At 63.7% G+C, this 23,828-nt stretch carries 23 protein-coding genes; 11 read left to right on the top strand and 12 right to left on the bottom strand.

The genetic code is table 11. The features are described 5' to 3' along the window. Positions 1-32: 32 nt before the first annotated feature. Together H040_RS09990 and H040_RS09985 are read right to left on the bottom strand one after the other, a co-directional pair. Positions 33-656, bottom strand: coding sequence for a dTMP kinase (locus H040_RS09990; RefSeq protein WP_027917328.1), 624 nt, complete (start codon positions 654-656; stop codon positions 33-35). Between the two features lie 144 nt (positions 657-800). Beyond that, positions 801-1,553 (bottom strand): SDR family NAD(P)-dependent oxidoreductase, encoded by a 753-nt coding sequence (locus tag H040_RS09985; RefSeq protein ID WP_027917327.1) that lies wholly within the window; start codon positions 1,551-1,553, stop codon positions 801-803. A gap of 104 nt (positions 1,554-1,657) precedes the next feature. Between H040_RS09985 and H040_RS09980 the strand changes: the two genes are divergently transcribed. Both H040_RS09980 and H040_RS09975 read left to right on the top strand, forming a co-directional pair. Then, positions 1,658-2,581, top strand: a complete 924-nt coding sequence (locus H040_RS09980; RefSeq protein ID WP_027917326.1) for a LysR family transcriptional regulator — start codon at positions 1,658-1,660, stop codon at positions 2,579-2,581. A gap of 81 nt (positions 2,582-2,662) precedes the next feature. Further along, entirely contained in the window at positions 2,663-5,203 is a 2,541-nt protein-coding gene (locus tag H040_RS09975; RefSeq protein ID WP_027917325.1) for an HWE histidine kinase domain-containing protein, read from the top strand. On the opposite strand, the gene H040_RS09970 is transcribed toward H040_RS09975, so the two are convergent. Continuing rightward, positions 5,204-5,398 carry a hypothetical protein gene (locus H040_RS09970; RefSeq protein ID WP_027917324.1) on the bottom strand — a complete coding sequence of 65 codons (195 nt, stop codon included), beginning with the start codon at positions 5,396-5,398 and terminating at the stop codon, positions 5,204-5,206. A 129-nt stretch (positions 5,399-5,527) separates the two neighbouring features. Between H040_RS09970 and H040_RS09965 the strand changes: the two genes are divergently transcribed. After that, positions 5,528-6,070 carry a hypothetical protein gene (locus H040_RS09965; RefSeq protein WP_027917323.1) on the top strand — a complete coding sequence of 181 codons (543 nt, stop codon included), beginning with the start codon at positions 5,528-5,530 and terminating at the stop codon, positions 6,068-6,070. A 42-nt stretch (positions 6,071-6,112) separates the two neighbouring features. On the opposite strand, the gene H040_RS09960 is transcribed toward H040_RS09965, so the two are convergent. Both H040_RS09960 and H040_RS09955 read right to left on the bottom strand, forming a co-directional pair. Beyond that, positions 6,113-6,742 (bottom strand): hypothetical protein, encoded by a 630-nt coding sequence (locus H040_RS09960; RefSeq protein WP_027917322.1) that lies wholly within the window; start codon positions 6,740-6,742, stop codon positions 6,113-6,115. Between the two features lie 143 nt (positions 6,743-6,885). Next, on the bottom strand, positions 6,886-7,389 hold the full coding sequence (locus H040_RS09955; RefSeq protein ID WP_027917321.1) for a peroxiredoxin: 504 nt from the start codon (positions 7,387-7,389) through the stop codon (positions 6,886-6,888). A 68-nt stretch (positions 7,390-7,457) separates the two neighbouring features. On the opposite strand from H040_RS09955, the gene H040_RS09950 reads away from it, so the two are divergent. Then, positions 7,458-7,775: a DUF7693 family protein gene (locus H040_RS09950; protein ID WP_027917320.1), complete on the top strand. Its 318-nt coding sequence runs from the start codon at positions 7,458-7,460 to the stop codon at positions 7,773-7,775. 1 nt (position 7,776) lies between these two features. Here H040_RS09950 and H040_RS09945 read toward each other — a convergent pair whose 3' ends face one another. Beyond that, positions 7,777-9,270: an aldehyde dehydrogenase gene (locus H040_RS09945; RefSeq protein WP_027917319.1), complete on the bottom strand. Its 1,494-nt coding sequence runs from the start codon at positions 9,268-9,270 to the stop codon at positions 7,777-7,779. Between the two features lie 308 nt (positions 9,271-9,578). Between H040_RS09945 and H040_RS09940 the strand changes: the two genes are divergently transcribed. Both H040_RS09940 and H040_RS09935 read left to right on the top strand, forming a co-directional pair. Continuing rightward, complete coding sequence (locus H040_RS09940; protein ID WP_027917318.1) at positions 9,579-10,958, top strand: APC family permease; 1,380 nt, start codon at positions 9,579-9,581, stop codon at positions 10,956-10,958. A 334-nt stretch (positions 10,959-11,292) separates the two neighbouring features. Continuing rightward, positions 11,293-12,480 carry an MFS transporter gene (locus H040_RS09935; RefSeq protein WP_027917317.1) on the top strand — a complete coding sequence of 396 codons (1,188 nt, stop codon included), beginning with the start codon at positions 11,293-11,295 and terminating at the stop codon, positions 12,478-12,480. Between the two features lie 75 nt (positions 12,481-12,555). Here H040_RS09935 and H040_RS09930 read toward each other — a convergent pair whose 3' ends face one another. Beyond that, on the bottom strand, positions 12,556-13,023 hold the full coding sequence (locus H040_RS09930) for a hypothetical protein (protein ID WP_027917316.1): 468 nt from the start codon (positions 13,021-13,023) through the stop codon (positions 12,556-12,558). Between the two features lie 131 nt (positions 13,024-13,154). Here H040_RS09930 and ligD point away from each other — a divergent pair, with 131 nt between their 5' ends. From ligD to H040_RS09905, 5 genes are read left to right on the top strand one after another with little or no spacing between them, the layout of a single operon-like run. Continuing rightward, positions 13,155-15,635 (top strand): DNA ligase D, encoded by a 2,481-nt coding sequence (ligD, locus tag H040_RS09925; RefSeq protein ID WP_027917315.1) that lies wholly within the window; start codon positions 13,155-13,157, stop codon positions 15,633-15,635. Beyond that, on the top strand, positions 15,632-16,675 hold the full coding sequence (locus tag H040_RS09920) for an acyl-CoA dehydrogenase family protein (RefSeq protein WP_027917314.1): 1,044 nt from the start codon (positions 15,632-15,634) through the stop codon (positions 16,673-16,675). Before ligD ends, H040_RS09920 begins: the two co-directional genes overlap by 4 nt. Further along, complete coding sequence (locus H040_RS09915) at positions 16,672-17,427, top strand: PIG-L deacetylase family protein (protein ID WP_027917313.1); 756 nt, start codon at positions 16,672-16,674, stop codon at positions 17,425-17,427. The genes H040_RS09920 and H040_RS09915 overlap by 4 nt, the downstream gene beginning before the upstream one ends. 11 nt (positions 17,428-17,438) lie before the next feature. Beyond that, positions 17,439-18,038, top strand: coding sequence for a class I SAM-dependent methyltransferase (locus tag H040_RS09910; protein WP_027917312.1), 600 nt, complete (start codon positions 17,439-17,441; stop codon positions 18,036-18,038). Beyond that, complete coding sequence (locus H040_RS09905; protein ID WP_027917311.1) at positions 18,035-18,682, top strand: glycosyltransferase; 648 nt, start codon at positions 18,035-18,037, stop codon at positions 18,680-18,682. Before H040_RS09910 ends, H040_RS09905 begins: the two co-directional genes overlap by 4 nt. Before the next feature lie 96 nt (positions 18,683-18,778). Here H040_RS09905 and ku read toward each other — a convergent pair whose 3' ends face one another. The 5 genes from ku to H040_RS09880 form a co-directional block, all read right to left on the bottom strand. Then, positions 18,779-19,627, bottom strand: coding sequence for a non-homologous end joining protein Ku (gene ku / locus H040_RS09900; protein WP_027917310.1), 849 nt, complete (start codon positions 19,625-19,627; stop codon positions 18,779-18,781). A 97-nt stretch (positions 19,628-19,724) separates the two neighbouring features. After that, positions 19,725-20,315 (bottom strand): phosphorylase family protein, encoded by a 591-nt coding sequence (locus tag H040_RS09895; RefSeq protein WP_027917309.1) that lies wholly within the window; start codon positions 20,313-20,315, stop codon positions 19,725-19,727. Between the two features lie 52 nt (positions 20,316-20,367). Next, positions 20,368-21,525, bottom strand: coding sequence for a carboxylate-amine ligase (locus H040_RS09890; RefSeq protein WP_027917308.1), 1,158 nt, complete (start codon positions 21,523-21,525; stop codon positions 20,368-20,370). Positions 21,526-21,531: 6 nt separating this feature from the next. Beyond that, entirely contained in the window at positions 21,532-22,485 is a 954-nt protein-coding gene (locus tag H040_RS09885; protein WP_027917307.1) for a methyltransferase, read from the bottom strand. Further along, complete coding sequence (locus tag H040_RS09880; protein ID WP_027917306.1) at positions 22,485-23,810, bottom strand: iron-containing redox enzyme family protein; 1,326 nt, start codon at positions 23,808-23,810, stop codon at positions 22,485-22,487. Before H040_RS09880 ends, H040_RS09885 begins: the two co-directional genes overlap by 1 nt. Between the last annotated feature and the right edge of the window lie 18 nt (positions 23,811-23,828).

Below are 23,828 nucleotides of genomic sequence, written 5' to 3'. Positions count from 1 at the left end.
AGGAAAAAATCCTAAAATCAGGGCCAGGCAGCTCAAGGGCGCAAAAGCTGAAGCACTCGCTGGATTTCGGCAACCACCTGGCGGGTCGCTTCGGCAATCGTGCCTTCATTGCGGCACAGCACCCAGCCGTGCTCCGCAACCGCCCGCTCGAACGCTTCGGTACAGGCGACCTGTTCATCCAGCTTGTACATCACCGTACTGCCCAGCCCGCGTGTGCGTGCCGCCGCCCTCGCCCAAGACGTATCGGGTGATGTGACAACCCCGACATGCAGGTCCGGCACTTGCACACCACGCTCGCGGTTCATCCGCAGAATCTCGGCAAACGGGACCGTGCGGCGGAACGCGGCATCGGAGGGGTACCAGCGGTCGATCAGGATGATGCTGTCGGCAGGTTGCCTGGGCAGCACGTTCTGGGAAATCCACGCACGGCTATCGGCCAGGCGCGCACAAACCTTCAACTCCAGCTCCCGACAGGGGTTTCTCACGAGCTGGTTGACCAGCGCCATGGTTTCCCCCCTGAAGGGGTCGCTCTTCTTCTCGCAAAGGCGGATCACTTTCCGGCTGTCTGCCCTCAAGGCTTGGGTAACGGCTTCCAGCAGCGTGGTCTTGCCTGTGCCCTTCGGGCCATCTAGCGCAACAAATAGCGGACGATTCATGTTCAATACTGCTTGGCAGCTGCTCTGGATGGCTAAACGACCATGATGCACCTAAAGATGGCCACGGTCTCGCTTGTCAGCTCAAAGGCGGGTTACAGATAGGAGTACATTTGTACTCCTGCCTGCAACCTGGCTTCATGATGCTCAGATCTGCGCCTGGCCACCGTCCACGAACAGCTCGGCACCGTTGATGAAGCTGGCATCGTCGCTGGCGAGGAACACTGCCGCGTTGGCGATCTCCACCGGCTCCCCTACCCGCCCCAGCGGCACCTGAGCGGCCAGGTAATCCAGCAGGCCCTGCTGTTGCGCGGCATCCGGCCCGGCGAGGTCGACCAGCCCGGGTGTACGGGTGGCGCCAGGGCTGAGGGTATTGACCCTGACTGCGCGATCCTTCAAGTCCAGAATCCAGCTACGGGCGAAGGCCCGCACGGCAGCCTTGGACGCCGAATACACGCTGAATGCCGCCGTGCCTGAGCTACCGGCCGTGGAGCCGGTGAGAATGACCGATGCATTGCGCGCCAGCAGTGGCAGCGCCTTTTGCACGGTGAACAGCACGCCTTTGACGTTACGGTCGAAGGTATCGTCGTAGTGGGCCTCGGTAATCTCGCCCAGTGGCAGCATGGAGCCGCCGCCAGCGTTGGCAAACAGCACATCCAGACGCCCCTTTTCCTGGGCGATGCGGGCATAGAGCGCATCCAGTTGCTCCAGCCGGGTTGAGTCGACCGCAACACCGGTGGCATTGCCCACCAGCGCTACCGCCTTGTCCAGCTCCGCCTGGCGGCGCCCGGTGATGTAGACATGGGCACCCTCCTCGGCAAACCGTTTTGCCGTGGCCAGGCCAATACCGGTGGTGCCGCCGGTGACCAGTGCGATCTTGCCTTGCAGTTTGTTGCTCATGGTGTTTCTCCCGTTGAGGTGGTGAGTGGCTGTGGGGAGAAGCGTATCGACCGGCGAACCATTTCAAAATAGAATCATTAGAAAGCCATCATTGCAGAAATGAAATGCCAAGAATTCCGGATTTCGAAGGCCTGGCGATGTTCGCCAAAGTGGCCGAAGAAGGCTCTTACGCCGCCGCTTCACGGGCCATGGGCGTGTCGGTGCCCACGGTGTCGCGGGCGGTGGCGCGCCTTGAAGAGCGCCTGGGCGCGCGCCTGTTCAACCGCACCTCGCGCCAGCTCTCGCTGACAGAATTTGGCCAGCGCATGGTCGAGCAAGCCAGCGCCCTGTATCGCCAGGCCGAGGAAATGGAAAGCGAGGCCCAGGAGCTGTCGGTGCAGCCGCGCGGCCTGGTGCGCCTGGCGGTGCCGATGGCCTTCGGTTTGCGTTGGGTCGCGCCGCTGCTGCCCGAACTGCTGGCGCAATACCCCGGGTTGGAACTCGACCTGCATTTGTCCGACTCGACCGTCGACCTGGTCGCCGATGGTTTCGATGCTGCCTTGCGCATCGCTGCCCTGCCCGATTCCTCGCTGGTGGCGCGGCGTATCTGTTCGGTCAGCCAGTACCTGGTGGCCGCGCCGTCCTACCTTGCCCGCCACGGCCAGCCCATGCACCCGCGGGAGTTGGCTGGCCACGCCTGCCTGAGTTACGCCTATCGCGCCCGCAGCCAGGTATGGCGCTTCAGCCATGGCGACGGCAGCGAACACGACGTGACGCCCCGCGGGCCGCTGCGGGTGACCAACTCGGATGCCCTGATCGCACCCTTGCTGGCGGGCATGGCGATTGCCGAACTGCCGGAATTCATCGCTGCCGAGTACCTGGCCGACGGGCGCCTTGCCCGGCTGCTACCGGAATGGCGGATGACGCAAGGTGGGTTGTACTTCGTGACGCCGTCCGCACGCACACGGCCGCGCAAGGTCCAGGCGCTGGCTGACTTTTTCGTCGAACGGCTGTCGAACCCCCAGTGGCAATTGCCAGTGTCGGGCTAGCATGGTGGCTCGTCCCCGTTTCTGCGGGTTGATGCTCTACTGTAAGTCAGGTATTTCTCTCCATTTTCAGGTGCGGGCCCAATGACCTTCGACCCCCAGGTAAACCTGACCAACTGTGATCGCGAGCCGATCCAGATTCCAGGCAGTATCCAACCCCACGGCTGCTTGCTGGCCTGCGATGCATCAGCGACTGTCGTGCTGCGCCATTCGCTGAATCTGCCACAGATGCTTGGCGTGGCAGGCACAATCAATGGCCAGAAGCTGAACGCCGTGCTGGGTGATGAAGTGGCACACACCCTGCGCAACTCGTTGGCCCGCACCCGCGAAGGCTCGCGGCCCTCGCAGATGTTCAGCGTGCAGCTGCCTTCAGGCCAGGCGTTCGATGTCTCGGCCCACCTGTTCAAGGGCACCGCAATCATCGAGTTCGAGCCCGCCGGCGCCAGCATTGCCGAACCCATCGAGCTGGCCCGCACGCTGATCGCCCAGCTGCGCGAAGTGGACCAGACCCACAAACTGTTCCGCGACGCGGCCCGTTTCGTGCGTGCAGTGCTCGCTTATGACCGCGTGATGATCTACCAGCTGGGGGCTGACGGCGCCGGCAAAGTCGTAGCCGAAGCCAAGCGAGGCGACCTGGAGAGCTTCCTCGGCCAGTACTTCCCGGCGTCCGACATACCCCAGCAGGCGCGCGCCCTGTACCTGCGCAACCCAATCCGGATCATCTCAGACACCCAGTTCAAGACTGTCGCCATCGACCCGGTACTGGACCCGTCTGGCGAACCTCTGGACCTCTCCTACGCCCACTTGCGCAGCGTCTCGCCGATCCATTGCGAATACCTCACCAACATGGGTGTAGGTGCTTCGATGTCGATCTCGGTCATCGTCAATGGCGCGCTCTGGGGGTTGATCGCGTGCCACCATTACGCACCGCGCACCCTGGCCATGGGGCAACGGGTGGCGGCGGAGATGTTCGGCGAATTCTTCTCGCTGCACATCGAAACCCTGCGTACCCGGCAGAACCTCGAAGCGGCCGTCAATGTCCACAAGGCGCTGGACTCGCTGCTGCGGGACGCCAACCATGCCCACGACATCGAAGCGTTCTTCCATTCGCGCCTGGGCCAATTCCAGTCGCTGATCCCGTGCGACGGCATCGGCATGTCGATGCAGGGGCGCTGGACGTCGACCGGCCTTACGCCGCCCAAGGCTGCCATTGCAGACTTGCTGGGGCTTGCGCAGGGGGTCACCGAAGGCAGGACCTGGGCGTCCAACCGGCTTTCCATGGCGCTCCCTGCGGCCCAGGACTACTACACGGAAGTCTCCGGCGTACTGATCATCCCCATGTCGCAGCAGCCAAGGGACTACCTCATGCTGTTCCGCAAGGAAGTGGTCGAGACGCTGGACTGGGCCGGCGACCCGAACAAGACCTACGAAAGTGGCGCGCTGGGCGACCGGTTGACACCGCGCAAGAGCTTCGCGATCTGGAAAGAGACCGTGCACCAGCAGTCATTGCCCTGGAGCGAACAGGACCGGCAGTTCGGCGAAGCCATTCGCACGGCCATCGTCGAGGTGGCCTTGCACAACAGCGAACTGCTGGCCAACGAACGCTCGAAGGCTGAAGTGCGCCAGCGCATTCTCAATGAAGAGCTCAATCACCGGGTCAAGAATATCCTTTCATTGATCGGTGCCCTGGTTGCCCACCCGACGTCCGAGAGCCAGACGCTCAAGGACTACGTGGCGACGCTCAAAGGCCGCATCCACGCGCTGTCCCTGGCCCACGACCAGGTCGTGCGCGGTGACGGCGGCGGGCGCCTGGCCACGTTGCTTGAGGCTGAACTGTCACCCTATCGCACGTCGGCCGAGGCCATCGAGCTGGCCGGGCCCAATGTGATCCTCGACGCACGCGCCTACTCGGTGATGGCTTTGGTGTTGCACGAATTGGCGACCAACGCGGCCAAGTACGGCGCGCTGTCGAGGGCTGGCGGCCGGCTCTGCGTCAGCTGGGCGCTGGACGCGGGCAATGCCTGCGACATCACCTGGCGCGAGAGCGACGGGCCAACGGTTCGCCCGCCAAGCCGCAGTGGCTTCGGCACGGTGCTGATCGATCGCAGCATACCGTTCGACCTGGGCGGCACCAGCCGCGTCGAATACCGGCCTGAGGGGCTTCAGGGCTTTTTCAGAATCCCCGCCCGGCACCTCTCGGTGGTCCCGGCGCCTGAAGCGCAACACCCCGCCGCGTCGTTGGCGCAACCGGGCAATGTGCTTGCCGCGCGCGCGGATGCCTGTGTATTGATTCTCGAGGACCAATTGGTCATTGCCGTGGGGCTGGAACAGATACTCAATGACGCCCAGATCACCAATGTCATCACCGCTGGCTCCGAGCATGAAGCCATGAGGCTGCTGGCCAACCGGACACCGGATGCCGCGATACTGGATATCAACCTGGGCCCTGGTACATCGATCTGCGTGGCCGATGAACTGGTGCGCCGAGGCATTCCGTTCCTGTTTGCCACCGGCTATGGCGAGGGCGTCAGCATTCCGCAGCATCTGCAGCAGGTGGCGGTGGTACGCAAGCCCTACGATGCCAATGCCATTCTGGCCAGCCTGCACACACTGCTTGCGTCGTGATCACTGGGCAATGAAGGCCGAAAACGCCAGGTTGGCGGCGAGCCTGCGCATGCCGCAGGCCCAGGCCGCCGCTGATATGGCCTGGGCTGGCGTGAGCGGCTGGCCGGAGGGTACTTGCAGGAAACGGGTCGGGCCCACATCGGCTATGAACGCTGCGCCAGCCACTGCCCGAACTGACATCACATGATCGCTCATGGTGACTCCCTCTGAGGCACAGGAAAATTAAGCAGAGCGTTCAACCTTGCGTAGATAACCGCCAAGAGCTTGATGGCATAGTGCCACTCATCGATAATCACGCACTTTCATAACACGCAAGGATCCGCCGTGAACAAGCTTTACCTGGTCGCCCCACTTGTCCTGTTGCTGCAAGGCTGCGGTGTGACAATGGCCCGTTACGAAGCCAACTACCAGAACGTTCAGCAATTGAAGCAGAACGCCCCGCTGCAAGCGGTGCGTGAAACGCAAGTGCAGGCCGACGCCGGGCAAGGTTCGTTGATGGTGCGCCTGAACCCGATTTCTTCACCAGCAGGTAACATTCCGCTGCACATTCAGGCGGCCATCAACGATGAGCTGCGCCATGCAGGCTTGCTCGATCCCCGGGCTGATCGACAATTGCAGGTACAACTGGTGAAAAGCCAGCTCAACTCCGGCGTGGCCAACGGGCATGGCGAGCTGGCAGCGCGTTTCACCCTGCGCCAGGGCGACCAGGTGCTTTACGAGTCGACCAAGGACGTGACGCGTGACTGGGACAGCAGCTTCTTCGGGCCGATTGCGATCCCGACAGCGGCCAACAATTACAACCCCATGCTGCAGGCATTGCTCAAGTCGCTGTACAGCGATCCGCAATTTGTACAGGCATTGAAGTAAGCAAAAAAACAGAGCCGCGCTTGCGGCTCTGTCTGTTCTGGCTCAAGCGCGAGGGATGCGTGTTTCGCCAGCCGAATACTTCAAGCGGTTGTTGTCCACCCAGTCCTTGAGCAGCGCATTGACCTGGCGGTTGAAGGTATCTGTGACGGCCGCTTTCGGGGTGTTGCCTACCAGTGGCAGGAACCAGATGCCCATCCAGGTGTTGATCGCGTCGTGATTCTGGTTCTTGGCGATCGATGCCCCGTGCTCATCCAGGGTTTCCAGGCTCATGGTGTACTTGTCGGTGGCCAGGGCAGGAATGACGGTGAAGGTCAGGCCACTGATGAAGGCCAGCGCGAGTTGCCCGCCATTGGGCGCGTGATTGTAGACTTTCAGGCGCAGGCTATAGTCGCCTGGCTGCTTTTCGAATTCGTCGAAGGTGACGCGGCCGAACAAGCCTGACTCGTTGAAAGCGCGCTTGAGTTCCGGTTTGAGCATGTCCCGGGCTTGCGGCATTTCGTTGGCGCTAGCGGGGTCACCCTGATAGAAATCAAAATCCACGTAGACGCTGGGTTTGTTGGTATAGCCTGCCATCGAAGGCAGGTCGACCTGGGCCACTTCGTCCTGGGTGAAACTGGCGCAGCCTCCGAGGCTCAGGACAAGAGCCAAGCCTATAACACTTGCAAATCGCATTTCGACTTCCTTGGAAAATTGCAGGGCACCCTTCTTTCGAAAGGTGGCCAGCATTCTAGGGAGTCAGCAGTGATATCAAAAGGCCTTCATGGTAAAAACTACTGGGTGGAGTACAGATGTACTCCACCCAGATTCTGTTCACGTTACGCCTGCACCACGGCCAGCATGCTTGCCGCGTCGCTGACCTCGAACTTGCCAGGCGCCTCCACCGCAATGTGCTTGACCACACCATCGTCAACCAACATGGCATAGCGCTGCGAACGCCGCCCCAGGCCCCGGGCCGAGAGGTCCTGGATCAGGCCCAGCGCCTCGCTGAATTCGCCATTGCCATCGCCGATCATCCTGACTGCCTCGCCCACCTGCAGGCTGTTGCCCCAGGCGTTCATGACAAAGGCATCGTTGACCGAAACACAGAAAATTTCGTCAACGCCAGCGGCGAACAGCGCCTGTGCTGCAGCCACATACCCAGGCACATGACGCTCGGAGCAGGTGGGCGTGAACGCACCAGGCAAACCGAAAATCACCACTTTCTTCTGCTTGCAGCGCTCGCGCACGGAAAACGCATTCGGGCCGATCGGGCATGCGCCCTCGCTGTTGTTGTACGCGTAGAGCGTAACGTCGGGCAGTTGTTCGCCGGGCTTGATCATCGGTGTCTCCTGGGTAGGCAAGGGGCTGAGGCTGGTATGATGCAGCAATCCACCACACCGGGTACATGATGCTCGCTCCAGGCCCCCTCACCCACCGCGAAGTCAGCCAGTTACTGCGCGAAATCGCCCTGGGCGTGCGCAACATGCAGCGCCAGGGCAACGCCCGCTGGGCGGAAATCGGCTGTGGGCCGATGACACTGGAAAGTGACGGTTGGCACGTCACGCTGTTCAACGACAACAACGCGCTGGCCTATTGCGTCAGCTGCCTCAGCCCGTGCGGCCGGGCCTACGTGTTCGACGCCACCCAGGGTTTTGGCAGCAACCCGGTGGAATGGCTGAGCACCTGGGAGCACCGCCAGCTCGGGATGCTCCTGGGCAATCTGTAGATCAGCCGCGCAGCTGATACCAGGTGGTCTTCAACTGCGAGTACTTGTCGAACGCGTGCAACGACAAGTCGCGGCCAAACCCGGATTGCTTGCCACCGCCAAACGGCACGGTCACGTCCAGCGCATCCACCGTATTGACCGACACCGTACCCGCCTTGAGCGCACGGGCAACCCGGTGCGCACGGTTCAGGTCATCGCTCCACACCGACGCCGCCAGGCCGTAGATGCTGTCATTGGCCAACTGGATGGCCTGTTCTTCGGTGTCGAACGCGCTGACCGCCAGCACTGGGCCGAACACTTCATCCCGGGCGAGGCTCATGCGGTTGTCGACGCCGGCGAAGATGGTTGGCTCGATGAAGTTGTCGGATGCCCCGATCGTCAGGCGTTGCCCGCCACAGACCAGCCGCGCGCCCTGCTCCGTGGCCTGGCCGATGGCCCGGGCAATGCGCGTGGCCTGCTCGGCGTCGACGATGGCCCCAGCACGGCTGGCCGGGTCCAGCGGGTTGCCTGGCAGCCATTGGCGGGCCTTGGCCTGCAGGCGTTCGATGAACTCGTCATGGATCGAGCGCTGCACATACAGCCGCGAGTTGGCCGAGCACACTTCGCCCTGGTTGAAGAAAATGCCAAAGGCGGCTTTCTCGGCCGCCAGGTCCAGGTCCTGGCAATCGGCGAACACCAGGTTCGGGCTCTTGCCGCCACACTCCAGCCACACCTGCTTGAGGTTGGACTGCGCCGAATACTGCATGAAGTATTTACCCACCTGGGTGGAGCCGGTGAAGACCAGGCAATCCACGTCGGGGTGCAGGCCCAGCGCGCGGCCTGCGGTTTCGCCAAGGCCTGGGACCACGCTGAGCACACCCTCCGGCAGGCCCGCTTCCAGTGCCAGCTCGGCCAGGCGCAAGGCCGAGAACGGCGATTGCTCGGCGGGCTTGAGGACCACGCTGTTACCCGCCGCCAGTGCCGGGGCGAGCTTCCAGGCGGCCATGTCGAGCGGGAAGTTCCACGGTACCACCGCCGCGACCACGCCCAGCGCTTCGCGGGTGATGGTGGCCAAGGCGTTGGCGGCGGTCGGTGCAACCTGGTCGTAGAGCTTGTCGAGCGCCTCGCCATACCAGGCGAAGACGTGGGCCGAACCCGGTACGTCGATGTTGTAGGCATCCATGACCGGCTTGCCCATGTTCAGCGAGTCCAGCAGCGCCAGCTCTTCTCGGTGGGCCATGATCAGCTCGGCCAGGCGCAGCAGCACCTGCTTGCGCTGCGCGGGCGCCATGCGCGGCCACGGCCCTTGCTCGAACGCCTTGCGCGCCGTGCTGACGGCAAGGTCCACTTCGGCCTGGCCACACGCTGCGACACGGGCGAGCACCTGGTTGGTCGCGGGGTTTATGGCGTCGAACGTCGCACCGCTGGCTGCACCGACCTGGCGGGCGCCGATCAAGGCCTTGTCTCGCAAGCTCAGGCCTGCCGCGCGCTGTTGCCAGTATCCGAGATCGTACATACACACTCCTGACGACCGTCCCTGCGGTCCGATTGTTATGGGTCTGGCCGCCATTCTTGGCGCAGCTGCAGGGCTGGCGAAACCAGCTTTTTGCTGCCTCTTGCAGAGGAAAATACTCGCCAGCAGCGGGCGCCAGGGATTACGTGACTGGCGCACAATGCTCCCCCCAAAGGGTGATTTCGAGGCCTCCCCGAGTGTGGGAGCATTCGAGCCGCCCCACCCCAGCCACGCCTCCGATCGAACGCCCTCACCAGTAGCGAGCCCGCTCGCCTACTGCAGCTTCCTGCATCCCATTTCAGGAGTCAGCAATGCATACAACAACAAATACAGCCCAGCCCCATCCCCACCAGCCTGCGTCGCCCAACCACGTTACCGGTCGTTTCAGAAAGTCCATGGGCATGACCGCGCTGGTGCTGTTCGGCCTCGCCTACATGGTCCCGCTTGCCGTCTTCACTACTTACGGGCTGGTCACCCAGATGACCAAGGGCCACCTGCCCATCGCCTACATCCTCACCCTCGCCGCCATGCTGCTGACCGCCTACAGCTACGGCCGCATGGTCCAGGCCCATCCCTACTCCGGCTCTGTCTATACCTACACGCGCAAGGCGTTCGGCAGCCACTTCGGCTTCATCGCCGGCTGGACATTGCTGCTCGACTACATCTTCCTGCCGTTGCTCAGCTACCTGCTGATCGGCATCTACATGTCCGAATACTTCCCGGCCATCCATGCCTGGGTGTGGGTCGCCGGCTCAATTGCCCTGGTGACCTTCCTCAACCTGATCGGTATCGAGTCGATCACCCGGGTCAACTGGATCCTGGTGGTGGCACAACTGGTGTTCATCGTGGTGTTCGTCGCGCTGTCGGTGCGCCACCTGGGCGGCCAAGCCGCGCCGATCTCGCTGCTGACGCCGTTCCACCATGAAGGTTTCAGCGTGCCGCTGATCATGACCGGGGCTGCCGTGCTGTGCCTGTCGTTCCTCGGCTTTGATGCGGTGTCGACCATGGCCGAGGAAACCAGCAACCCGACCCAGCGCATTCCCCAGGCGATCATGGCGGTATCGGTGATCGGCGGCCTGCTGTTCCTGGTGGTGTCGTACTTCGCACAGATGGTCTTCCCCGACTGGGCCAGCTTCGCCGACCCCGACTCGGCCTCGGTGGATGTCATGCGCCGCGTTGGCGGGGAAATGCTGGTGACGGCGTTCACAGCGACCTATGTGGCTGGCTGTTTCGCTTCGGCGATGGTGTCCCAGGCCAGCGTCTCGCGGGTGCTGTTCGCCATGGGGCGCGATGGTGCGCTGCCGCGGGTGTTCGGCCAGCTGGTAACGAAGAAACGCGTGCCGGCAACGGCAATCATGCTGGTCAGCCTGTTGTCGCTGGTGGCGCTGTTCATCACCCTGGATACCGTGGCCAACATGATCAGTTTCGGCGCCCTGTTCGCCTTCTCGGCGGTGAACCTTGCGGTGGTCAAGCACTACCTGGTGGACCTGCGGTTGCGAGGGATGCGCAACTGCCTGCTGTACGGCGCCATTCCGGCTCTCGGGTTCCTCAGCACGATCTGGCTGTGGACCAGCCTGTCGCGCATGTCCTTCACGATTGGCCTGTGCTGGATGGGCGTGGGGTTCATCTGCCTGCTCGGGCTGACCAAGGCGTTTCGGGTGAAGCTGCCAGAATTGCAGATGGCCGAATGACTGGGCGCTTGACGCGAGAGTTTCTGCGCCTGTGAGGTCGAGCGCCGCCCGCGCGGCGCATCGCGGATGAATCCGCTCCTACAGTTTGTTGCAACGTGGCCATGCCTATGAGGCCATGGTTGTCAGCCTTGTTTACAAGGCTCAAGACATGCGCCAAGGCTGGCAACCATGGCGTAACGGGTTCGGTACGTTGCAACAACTGTAGGAGCGGATTCATCCGCGACGCGCCGCGCGGGCGGCGCTCGACCTCACAGGCGCTGCAAAGCTTCCGCCCTACCCCTTGAATGGTATGATCCCTCATTAAACGTTTCAGTATGTTTCATAAGGGACCGCAATGTCTGTTCAGGAATTACCGCCGCTCGCCGTTTCCAAGGGCGACGTCGGCAAGATGGAAGCTGCCATGGCACTGGGCAGCTTCGCCATCGGCACCGGCGAATTCGCCATCATGGGCCTGATGCCCGATATCGCCAGCAACCTGCAATTGAGCGAGCCGCAAGTCGGCCATGCCATCAGCGCTTATGCGCTGGGTGTGGTGGTCGGTGCCCCCACCCTGGCCATCCTCGGTGCCAAGCTGATGCGCAAGCACATGCTGCTGTTGCTCATGGCACTGTATGCCATTGGCAACCTGGCCACCGCCTTTGCCCCGTCGTTCGCCAGCATGGTTGCCTTCCGCTTCATCAGCGGCCTGCCCCATGGCGCCTACTTCGGTATCGCCGCCGTGGTGGCGTCGAGCATGGTACCCAGCAACCAGCGCGCGGGTGCCGTGGCCAGGGTAATGATGGGCCTGACCCTGGCGATGCTGCTGGGCAACCCGGTCGCGACCTTCCTCGGCCAGTTCTTCGGCTGGCGCTCGGCTTTCGTGCTGGTCGGTGCCATCGCTCTGTGCACCATCGCGCTGGTCTGGCGTTACGTACCGCAGCGCAACGATGAGCCGCGCAGCGACCCGCGCAAGGAGCTGCAAGCCTTTACCCTGCCGCAGGTGTGGATGGCGCTGGGCATTGCCGCGATCGGCTTTGCCGGTATGTTCTGTGTGTTCAGCTACCTGGCCCCGACCATGCTGCAGGTGACCCAAGTGGCGCCGGAATGGATCCCCTTCGGCCTGGCTGCCTTCGGTGCGGGCGGCATCATCGGCAACATTGCCGGCGGCAAGCTGTTCGACCGCCTGCAGTTCCGCGCCGTGGGCATCGTCCTGGTGTGGTCGGCGGCCGTGCTGCTGTTCTTCAGCTTCGCCGCCCACGCACTGTGGTCAGTGCTGCTGGGGATCGGCCTGGTCGGCACCATGATCGCCCTGGCCGCGCCGCTTCAGATCCGCCTGATGGACATCGCCCATGAAGCGCCAAGCCTGGCGGCCGCTTCCAACCATGCCGCATTCAACCTGGCCAACGCCCTGGGCCCATGGTTTGGCGGCATGGCCATCAGCGCCGGCCTGGGCTGGACCAGCACCGGCTACATCGGCGCGGCCACCGCGTTGGCAGGCCTGGTGATCTACCTGGTGGCCAGGCGCATGAAGGGCGGTCACTGAGCCTGCTGCCTGCCCTGAGCGTTCAAGGCAGGCATAATCGGGCGCGGCCCGCGCAGCGCGCCCGGTTTCACACGCTCAAGCGCTGTTTCCCTCGTCATCTTCGATCACGTCGTCGGTCCACGGCTCACCGTCCAGCGGTGCGGAACGTGCAAGTTCCGCCTCGTCCAGGCCGACCCCCCCACCAATTTCATCGGCCTCCACGCGGCGCAGGCTTTGGTCCGCCGGCCCGTCGCCGTCGCCTGGCTCATACGGGTCGCGGGCGCCGGTTTCGTCCAGCAAGGTATCCGGGCTCAGGTCATCGTAGGTCACGTTGTCTTCATGCAGGCTATCGCTCAGGGCTTCGCCACCGGTCATGCCGCTTTCGGCAACCCGACGCGCAGGGAACTCCTGGGCAACCTCAGCGGCTGGCCGTTCATCTCCGATCCGGCCTTCACGGTCGTCTTGCCGGTCACTGAAATCCAGTTCATGGACGCTACCCATGCGGTCTTCGGTGTCGTCGATCTCAGTGGGCGTGTAGTGCTTGGGGTCATCAGGGCGGCTCATGGGTGCTCTCCAGCAGTCAGTTACAGACAGTCGACTCCACCAAGCTGCGGATGATTCAGAGTTTTTTTGAACTACCGAACGGGGGGCTGCCTCCCAATCTCTACAGACAGCGCATCCCTGTGGAGCCCGCCATGTCCAAGCCCCTAGCCGAATACCGGCGCAAGCGCGACTTCAACGCCACGCCCGAACCCGCTGGCCAGCGCAGCCGGGGCAAGCGCGCCCATGCCTTGCAGTTTTGCATCCAGAAACACGACGCCAGCCACCTGCACTACGATTTCCGCCTCGAACTGGACGGCACGCTGAAAAGCTGGGCCATTCCCAAAGGCCCCTCGCTCGACCCGAAAGTGCGGCGTCTGGCGGTTCATGTCGAAGACCACCCGTTGGACTATGCCGAGTTCGAGGGGAATATCCCCGAGGGCCATTACGGCGCCGGTGATGTGATCGTCTGGGACAGGGGTGTCTGGGAACCGGAAGGCGACGCTCACCAGGCGTATGCCAAAGGTAAACTGCGCTTTCGCCTGCAGGGCGAAAAGCTCAACGGTGTGTGGAACCTGTTCCGCACGCGCCTGGCCGGCAAGCAAGAGCAGTGGATGCTGGTCAAATCGAACGACGGCGAGGCGCGCAGCGAAGCCGAATACAGCATCGTCGAAGCCCAGCCGGGCAGCGTGCTCAGTGAGCGCACGTTGGCGCCAAAGCCTGCCACTAAAACCAAGCGCCCGCCTGCACGCCCCCGCGCCGTGAAAGCCACGATGCCTGACCACCTGTCACCGCAACTGGCCACGCTGGTCGACTCGCCCCCCAACGGCGACTGGCGGTATGAAGTGAAATTCGATGGCTACCGCATCCTCGCTCGGCTTGAAGGCGACGATATCCGGCTATTCACGCGCAACGGCCATGACTGGAGCGCCAGAATGCCCCGGCAAGTGGCCGCGCTGCGCGCTCTGGGTGTGGACGCTGCGTGGCTTGACGGCGAAATGGTCGTCAATGACGACAGCGGCAAGGCCGACTTCCAGGCCCTGCAGAACGCCTTCGACACCAATCACGACGAGCAGATCATCTACTACCTTTTCGACCTGCCGTACCTGGGCGGCCAGGATTTGCGTCAACTGCCGTTGCAGGAGCGCCGGGCTGCCTTGCGCCAGCTGCTTGATCACAGTGAATCGCAGGTTCTGCGGTATTCCGAGGACTTCGACCAGCCGGTCGACTCGCTGCTGGACAGTGCCTGCCGCCTGGAACTTGAAGGGCTGATCGGCAAACGGGCCGACAGCCCCTATGTCGGCCGACGCAGCGCCGACTGGGTGAAACTCAAGTGCAAGCAACGCCAGGAGTTCGTGATCGTCGGCTTCACCGACCCCAAAGGCAGCCGCAACGGTTTTGGCGCCCTGCTGTTGGCCCTGCACGACAATGAGCGTGGCGAGTTGCGCTATGCCGGCAAGGTCGGCAGCGGTTTCAGCGCCGCCACGCTTGGCACTATCCATGCCCGACTCACCCCCCTTGAGATCGCCAAGCCCGCCTTGCCCAAACCGCCAACCGGCGCCGAGGCCCGGGGCGTGCACTGGCTCAAGCCGCAATTGCTGGCCGAGGTTGGCTACGCCCAGATGACCCGCGATGGCGTGGTGCGCCACGCGGTGTTCCATGGGCTGCGTGACGACAAGCCGGCCACCGCCATCGACCTGGAGCGCGCCATGCCCGGCAAGACCGTGCCCAAACGCAAGCAAACCGACCTGCCGGACAACCTCGGCGAGTTGCGCCTGACCCACCCCGAGCGGGTGATCGACGCCACCATTGGCGCAAGCAAGCGACAGGTCGCCGAGTACTACGCCGAGGTCAGCCAATGGCTGCTGCCGCAGCTCAAGGACCGCCCCGTAGCCCTGGTGCGCGCACCGGACGGCCTGGCTGGCGAGCTGTTCTTCCAGAAGAATGCCGAGCAGTTGCACATCCCCCATGTGCTCAGCTACGACAAAGCCGAAGCCGGCCAGGCCGCAATGGTCATCAACCGCCCCGACACGTTGCTGGGCGCCGTGCAGATGAACATGCTGGAGATGCACACCTGGAACGCCACCGACAAAGACTTCGACAAACCCGACCGCTTTGTCCTCGACCTCGACCCGGACCCGGCGCTGCCCTGGAAAGCCATGCTCGAGGCCACACAACTGGCCCTCACCCTGCTTGACGAGCTCGGCTTGAAAGTGTTCCTCAAGACCAGCGGCGGCAAGGGCATGCACCTGGTCGTGCCCCTCACCCGCCGTGCCGGTTGGGATGAAATCAAGGACTTCAGCCACGCGATCGTCGACTACCTGGCCAGGCTGTTCCCCGACCGACTCAGTGCAGTCTCGGGGCCCAAGAACCGGGTCGGCAAGATCTTCATCGACTACCTGCGCAACGGCAAAGGCGCCACCACCGTATGCGCCTACTCCCTGCGCGCCCGTGCTGGGTTGCCGGTATCGGTACCGATCTGGCGCGAGGAACTGCCCCAGCTCAAGGGCGCCAACCAGTGGCATATCGGCAACCTGCGCGAGCGCCTGGCCGAAGTCGACGACCCCTGGGCCGACATGGCCAAGACTCGCCAATCGGTCACCGCACGCATGCGCAAGCAAATGGGGATGGCATGAGCATCATTCAGGATTTCGACCTCAACAACCTCGACCGGCTGTTACGCACCTTTGGCGAGCGACCGCAGCCTCTTAACCTCGATACTCAGCTGCCACAGCTGATCCAGGCACTCAAGGCCGACCACCTGGACCTGCTGCCACTGCCCGGGCAAGGCAGCACCTTGCGCCGCTGGCAGACCCTGGCGCGAGTGGCCGGTTGCGACCTGGCGCTGGCCAAGCTTTACGAAGGCCATACCGACGCGCTGGCGATACTCGCCGAGTGTGGCGCGGCGCATCGGGTGGGTGAAGGCACCTGGGGTGTCTGGGCAGCCGAGCCCCCTGATGCGCGCGCGCGCATTGTCGCGCGCGATGGCCATCAGGTGCGGTTGGCCGGGCGCAAGGCCTGGTGCTCCGGTGCATTGCAGATCGACCGGGCATTGATTACCGCCTGGGCCGATGATGATCAGCCGCAACTGGTGGCCATCGAGCTGGCACAGCCGAGCCAGGGTTTGAGCATCGACCGCTGGCAGGCCGTAGGCATGGCGACCACGGCAAGTATCGAGGTGGAGTTCGACGACACCCTTGGCATCGCCATCGGCCGGCCTGGCCAATACCTCTCACGCCCTGGCTTCTGGCATGGCGGCGCAGGCATTGCCGCCTGTTGGTACGGCGCCGCTGAAGCCTTGGCTGACTACCTGCGGGCGCATTGCCGCACACCGCGCCCGGACGCCCATGCCGATGCCCACCTGGGCGCAGTGGACGCGGCCCTCTTCGGCGCCCGCGCAGCACTGCGCGAATGCGCGGCGTGGATCGACCGGCAGCCCGATGCCGATGCCAGCTTCGAGGTACGCCGTACCCGCGCCCAGGTTGAACAGGCGGTCGAGCAGGTGATCAGCCACGTAGGTCGCGCGCTGGGCGCGACACCCTTCTGTCGCAACAGCCACTTCGCCAGGCTCAGCGCCGACCTGCCGGTATTCCTTCGCCAGAGCCACGCTGAGCGCGATCTGGCTGCACTGGGCAAGCAACTGACACAAGTGCCCGCAGGAGCCTGGAAGCTATGACGACAAACCTGATTCAGAGCAGTGATGGCACCCCATGGGCCGAGTGGCAACAGTCCGCGCACCTGGCCCGCGCCACCTGGATAACCCCGCAGCAATTGTGCCCGCCCGGGCGCCGCCTGGTACTGATCGCACCGCACCCGGACGATGAGATCCTCATGGCCGGTGGGTTGCTGACGCATTTTCGCGGACGCGAAGACGACCTGCTGCTGATTTCCAGCACTGACGGCGAAGGCAGCCATCCAGGCTCCGAGCACTGGACCGAGCATCGCCTGCGCCGGCAACGCCCTCAGGAGAGCCGCCAGGCCTTGCAGCAGCTCGACCTGGACCTGAATCGCCTGGACTGGCGCAGGCTGAATCTTAAGGACGGCACCTTGCCCCGCGAGGAAGCCTTCCTGGTCAACCACCTGACCCAGGTGCTGCGGCCCGATGATGTGCTGATGGCCACCTGGCGTGGCGACGGCCACTGCGACCACGAAGCCGTTGGCAGGGCCGCAGCCCAGGCCGCGCTGGCACGCAAGGCGCAGCTGGTCGAAGTGCCGGTGTGGGCCTGGCATTGGGCGCAACCGGACGATCCTCGCCTGCCCTGGCCCCGTGCCCAGCGTATCGAACTCGATGAGGCCACCCTGGCACGCAAGCGCAAGGCCTTGGCTGCGCATGTCAGCCAGTTGGAGCCGGACGGCCCGCGCCCGCCTGTTCTGCCAGCCAGGCTGCTGGATTGCCTGCTGCAACCTTTCGAACTGGTGTTTGTATAAACGGAGTCGCCATGAGCCTCGATGCGCAGTATTTCGCCAAGCTGTACGCCAACAATGCAGACCCGTGGGCTTTTCGCACGCGCTGGTACGAAAAACGCAAACGCGAGCTGGTCATGGCCAGCCTGCCGCGCCAGTGCTACCAGCGAGTATTCGAGCCTGCCTGCGCCAATGGCGAGTTGAGCGTGCTGCTGGCCGAGCGCTGCGCAGACCTGCTCTGCCAGGACCTTGACCCTACCGCGGTGGACCTCGCCCGTGAGCGGCTGGCCGATGTGCCGAATGCGGTGGTGGAACGGGCCAGGTTGCCGGGCGACTGGCCGGGGGGGTGCTTTGACCTGATCGTGCTCAGCGAACTGGGCTATTACCTCGACCCCACCGATTGGCTGCAGGTCATCGAGCAGTCGCTGGCCAGCCTGACCCATGACGGTGGCCTGCTGGCCTGCCACTGGAAGCACCCAATAGCCGGCTGCCCGCAAAATGGCCGTGAGGTACACCAGTTGCTGGCAAGGCACTTGCCACTGTTCCCAGTCTGTCGGCACGAGGAAGCCGACTTCCTGCTGGAGTACTGGTCTTGTCAGCCCAGCGTGGTCGACCTGAATGAGACCTGCACATGATTGGCGTGGTGATTCCGGCGCACAACGAAGCCCGGCGGCTCGGGCACTGTCTGAAGGCCATGACTGCAGCGGCAACCGTGGCAAAACAGGCAGGCCATGCTGTGAGCGTGTTGGTGGTGCTCGATCGCTGTGTCGATGGCAGCGCCAAAGTGACCGCTGGGTATGATGTCGATGTGCTTGCGGTCGAGGCCGGAAGCGTCGGTATGGCGCGTCGTCTGGGAGCCGAATGGATGCTGCAGCGGGGTGCAAGCTGGCTGGCCTGCACCGACGCCGACAGCCAGGTACCTGCGCATTGGCTGTTGTCGCAGCTGGCCTGCACGGCCGAGGTAGTGTGCGGCACGGTGCATATCGCCCGCTGGCAACCCTGGCAACGGGCAGCGCTGCGCACGCGGTACCTCAGCCGTTATGAAGCGCGGGAGGGCCATCGGCATATACATGGGGCCAACTTGGGCGTGTGTGCCCGGGCCTATGAGCGGGTGGGCGGGTTCCAACCGCTGGCGGCACATGAAGATGTGCAGCTGGTGCGTGACCTGGAGGCCGATGGGGCACGGATCGTATGGACGGCCAGGCATAGCGTGGCAACCAGTAGCCGCATCGACAGCCGGTGCCGGGAAGGATTCGGGGATTATCTGGCGAGTCTGTAGTGACCTGTTCCGGCCTCTTCGCGGGCAAGCCCCCTCCCACAGCTTTCGCGCGAACGCTGTGCCACGGGTTTGCCCGCGAAAAGGCCGGAACAGGATTCAGGAGGCCTTGCGAGGCCGCTTGGCCGGTTTCTTCTCAGGGGCGGGTTTGTTGGTTGCCTTGCCACCCAGGCTGCGTTTGAGCAGTTCGGTAAGGTCGATGATGTCGGCACCTTTCTCGGCGGCCCCAGCCTCGCCTTTTTCCACCACACTGATCTTGCCTTTGCTGGCCTTCTCCTCCACCAGGTCCATGATGGTCTGGCGAAACGCATCGTGGTATTCATCCGGCGCCCACGGCCCGCTCATGTCCTCCACCAGACGCTTGGCCATGGCCAGCTCGCGCTTGTCGGGCTTGCTGTCAGTCACGCTCTTGTCCAGCTCCAGGCTGTCCAGCCCACGCACTTCCTCTGGCCAACGCAGGGTGATCATCACCAGCGCATCGTCCAGCGGGCGCAACAGCGCCAGGTGTTGGCGGGTATGCAGCACCACCGTGGCCAACGCCACCTTGCCGGTGCTGTCCAGGGTCTCGCGCAGCAGCGCATAGACCTTGCCACCACGCTTGTCGGGGCTCAGGTAGTACGGCGTGTCGAAATGCTGCAGGGGGATGTCCGTGGCTTCGACAAACGAAAAGATATCGATGGTCTGCGTGGCTTCGGGGCGGGCCTTGCGGATCTCTTCTTCGCTGATCACCACATAGCGGCCCTTCTCGTACTCCACGCCCTTGACGATGTTGTCCTTGTCGATGTCCTTGCCGGTGACCTTGTTGATCCGCTTGTAGCCCACCGGCTCCATGCTGCGTTTGTCGAGCCAGTCGAAGTCGACCCGCTCGGTGCGCACGGCAGTGTTGAGCGACACCGGGATATGCACCAGCCCGAAGCTGATTGCGCCTTTCCAGATAGCCCTGGCCATTGCTGGCACCTCCCAAGCCCGAAATGGGCACCTATGTGAAATGACTGCGTGGCGCGCTGAAGGTTTACTTGGCTGGCCCTGCGGCAACATCGGCGGGTCAGGCCTGCTCGGCGAACAACACCCGCTTGAACGCCTCGGCAGCCAGGTGCACCTGTACCGCCCAGTCACCCGCCGCATCGCTGCCGGCGTCATCGGAGATGTATTTCAGGCAGACGAACGGAATACCCTCATCGCGCGCGATCAATGCGAATACGTAGGCTTCCATGTCGACCACATCGTAGGGTACATCGCCATGGTTGATCTCGAAGCTGTCACCGCTGCCGCAGGTTTCTGCCGGCAAGCCGGGGATGGCCTGGCCATTTTCGAGCACCACGGGAATGTTCGACAGCGGCGTCTCATAGCGGGCAAAGCCCAGTGGGGTTACATCCATATCGCGCTGCACGAAGCGCGTGCAGCACACCACCTCGCCCTTGCCATGGCGCTGGCTGCCGGCCGAACCGAGGTTGACGATCAGCTTGGGGCGCCGCTGTTGGATGGCCTTGGTCAGGGCGATGGCGGCATTGACCTTGCCAATGCCGGTGAACACGGTATTCACGTGGGCGAACACATCGCCTGCTTCTGCTTCCAGGGCGAAGACGAACAGCGTATCGGCGAGGGAAATGTCGGGGGATTGGTTGATCAGCATCATGGCGCAGGTGGTCCGAATGGCTTGCGAGGGGCGCTGCCATTTTCGGCATTCGTTACTTGATTGCAAGCCCCGCCGCCCTTCCCGGCGTTGCCGCACCATCGCAGCCTTGCGCGAGCACCAGGGCGGTCACTGAGTGCAGCGCTTGAGCGCTGGTGGCGCCATTGGCCAGTGCCTTTTCCAGCACCGCCAGTTGCTGGTCGGCACTGGTCCCCTGTTGCAGGATGTGCTGCGCATGCCGGTACGAGCGCTCAGCGTCTATCGTGTCGGTCGGCCAACGCGCTTGCAACTGGCTTAGCCAGCCCAAGGCCGTGACCGGCTGTTGGTCATGCAGGCCGATGAACTCGGCGAAGCGGCCATGGCGCATGGCGCGCCAGTAGTTTTCCTGGGTAACCCAGCGCAGTTCGCGATTGAGTGAGCCGGGCTCATAATGAGGCTGCACGTTGTGCTCCACCAGATGGCGGAACAGGCCGGCCAGGCACAGCGCATCCTCAAGCACGGGGCAGGCATCACAGATGCGCAACTCCACAGTGGGGAAGCGCCGCGACGGCCTGATCGCCCACCAGAAGTCACCCTCTATTGCCAATGAACCCGTACGTTGCAGCAACGCCCGGTAGCGTTCATAGGTTTGCCAGTCGGGTAAAGGCTCCGGCAGCCCCATGTGTGGCCACTCGCCGCAGATTACTCGCCGATAGCTCATGTAGCCGGTCACCTGCCCGGCCCACAAGGGCGATGAGGTACTCAGTACCAGCAGCAACGGTAACCAGTACAGCAGACGGTTGATCAACTGCATGCGGTCGCAGCCCGGCGGCACACCTACATGAATGTGCAGGCCATTGAGCAGGCTGCGCCGGGCTACGTGCTGGTAATCGTCGAAAACCTGGCGATAGTGCGGCGACGGCCGGGCCTTCTGGCGCAGCCAGGGCGCATTGGGGTGGCTGGCGGCGCAGTACAGGCCCACGCCCTCTTCGGCCAGGCTCGCGCTGAGGCGCTGGCGGTAGTCGAGAAAGAACTGGCGGGCCTGGTACAGGTTGGTGAAAACCGGCGAGGCGATTTCGATCTGGCTGCAGAACATCTCTTCGGCAAGGTACTCGCCCACCACGTCGTGGCATCGCCGGACGACGGTCGGCGACGGGGTGGTCAGCACCCGGCCACTGGCCAGACCCGTCAGCAGATACTCCTCTTCGATGCCGAACGTGCAGGGCCGGTACATACGGGCTCAGGCGCAGCGGTTGACGGTGAGCGACACCGCAGCGATGCGCTCTACCCGCTCATAGCCTGGCTCCAGCAATTGCTCGCCGAATACATCAGGGTCGACCTCGCGGTACACCCAGGCCCATTGCGGCCCGGCCAAGCGCAGGCGAATGGCCTCGAGCAAGGCATCGCGGCCTTCGACGATGGCCACCCCGGTGTACAGCAGCAATGACCCTCCGGGGCTCAGACGCTCGCGGGCCTGTTCGACGATGCGCAGCGACAGTTCGGCGCCCAGTGCGCCCCCACCGTGGCGATAGGTGCGCTGGCCGGCATCGAGCATGTACGGCGGATTGGCGACGATCAGGTCGAATGCACCGCTGATGCCGTCGAGCAGGTCGCTCGATTCGACCGACACATTGCCGACGCCGGCCAGCGCTGCGTTGATGGCCGTGTAGCGCAGGGCCAGGGGGTTGATGTCAACGGCGCTGACCTGCGCATGGTGCGCTGCGCGGGCGATCACCAGGGCCCCGACGCCGCTGCCACAGCCGATATCGACCGCATGCTGGACCCGGGTCGGGCTGTGCTGCAGGTGATCGTGAATGACCTGGGCGAAACGATAGCTGTCGGGGCCGAAGAACACCGCATCGCTGGCCTCGGTGGGATAGGCCGAATGCACCAACAACAGGTCGTCCAGGCTCGACCAGCGTACGTTGCTGCGCAGCCTGTCACCCTCCTCTCTCAGCACCTGTGCGGCGCGCAGTTGCTCCAGTTCGTCCAGGGAGATCAGCGAAGGCAAGAATGGCCTGCTCCAGCCGAACACATCGCGCAGGTTGCTGGCCTGCTCGGCACCAGGCCGGGCGTTGTTGCGTGCCTGGGTGGCCGGCGTGACGCACGTGAAGCGGTAGCCATCGGCGCGCAGGCGCTGGCCAAGCTGCAGCAAGGCCTCGTCGGCCTGTACCTGTCGTGGGTTGAGCATCATCAGTGCGGGCCCTCCTGTGCCAGGCCGGTGACACGAAGGTAGGCGCGCGTGGCGCACAGGCCTTGAGGCTGGGCATGACCATTACCGGCCATGTGGGCGATCAAGCTATCGATACTCTCATCCAGCCCCTCGCTACCGGGTGGTGGCGCCTGCAGGGCGGGCAACCAGCTACCGGGCAGTACGCGCTGCACCGGCGCCTGCCAATCGGCGGCAATCCAGTCATGCCATAGCTGCTTTTCATAGGCACTGAACACGCCGAACATGGGCGAACTTGGCCCTTCGATCAGCGACCACCAGCGGCTGTCGGCCGGGTTCTGACCGCGCCTGATCCAGCCTTGGGCCTGCAATGCTTGCAGAAACGCCGGCAACGTACCCGCTTCAGCCAGCCACTGGTTGACCGTGCGCTGCTGCAGGCGGCAACGGTCGGCGTGCATGAACTGGCCAAACGCGCGTTTGCGCTCAAGGGCTGACAGCAGCTCGGCCTGAAGGTCGAAGCGGCTGATCAAGTCAGGCGTAGCGATGCCCAGGTCATTGAGCCGGTAGCCGTGGCGTACCCGGCGGTAGAACACCTCGGGCTCTTGCGGCGGGCACAGCTGCTGCACGGCGCGGATGGATTTACGCGCGTGGCCGCTGGCGGCATTGTCGATGGTCACATGCAGCTGAAAGTAATGCCCGTCAATGCCAAGCTCTGCCAGCTCATGGGTAGTGATCAGCAAGTGCAGTGGCGGTTGTTCATAGCCCAGGTTGTAACCGATCACCTCGGGCAGGAAGCTGTCGCCGTATTGACCCAAGGCAAGCTGCAAGGTGCCCTGCAGGTAGCGGTCGTCGTCCAGTACGAGCGGTTCCAGGCAGCCCAGCCGGCTTAGCAGGCGCTGGTAGATCAGCACGTGGTTGCAGCGCGGGTCGCCATCACCCAGCTCTTCAAGGTAGGTGCGGATCAGCCCGTGGTACCGCGGGTCGTGCCAGTGGCGCAGGGTGGCGTGCAGCCAAGCGCCGTCCACGGCCTTGGTCGGTGCCACTTGCTGCAGGAACCAAAGGGCCTGCGAGCGGTTGGCAAAGTAGCGCCGAGGCGCACCCTGGCGGCGCTGTTCCAAATAATGAGCATACGCATGAGCAACTTGCTCGGCATGCCGTGCACTCCAGGCATCAAGTTGCCCAGGCGCATCCGGCAGGTCATCGTCGATGACAGTCACCTCGGCCAACCGGGCTGCCAACCACTGACGCATACCCGCATCGTCACCCGCCAGCAGTGCCTGATAGCACCTGGCCAGCGCGCTATCGCCAGTCGGGGCCGGTGCTACGGTGTCACAGGTCATCGCCGTCATGCCTTGCTCCTCGTCCAC

This window comes from Pseudomonas sp. URMO17WK12:I7 (assembly GCF_003269045.1).
Taxonomy (GTDB): domain Bacteria; phylum Pseudomonadota; class Gammaproteobacteria; order Pseudomonadales; family Pseudomonadaceae; genus Aquipseudomonas; species Aquipseudomonas putida_J.
The sequence above is the reverse complement of the archived record's forward strand: the minus strand, read 5'-3'. Positions and strand labels throughout refer to the sequence as shown.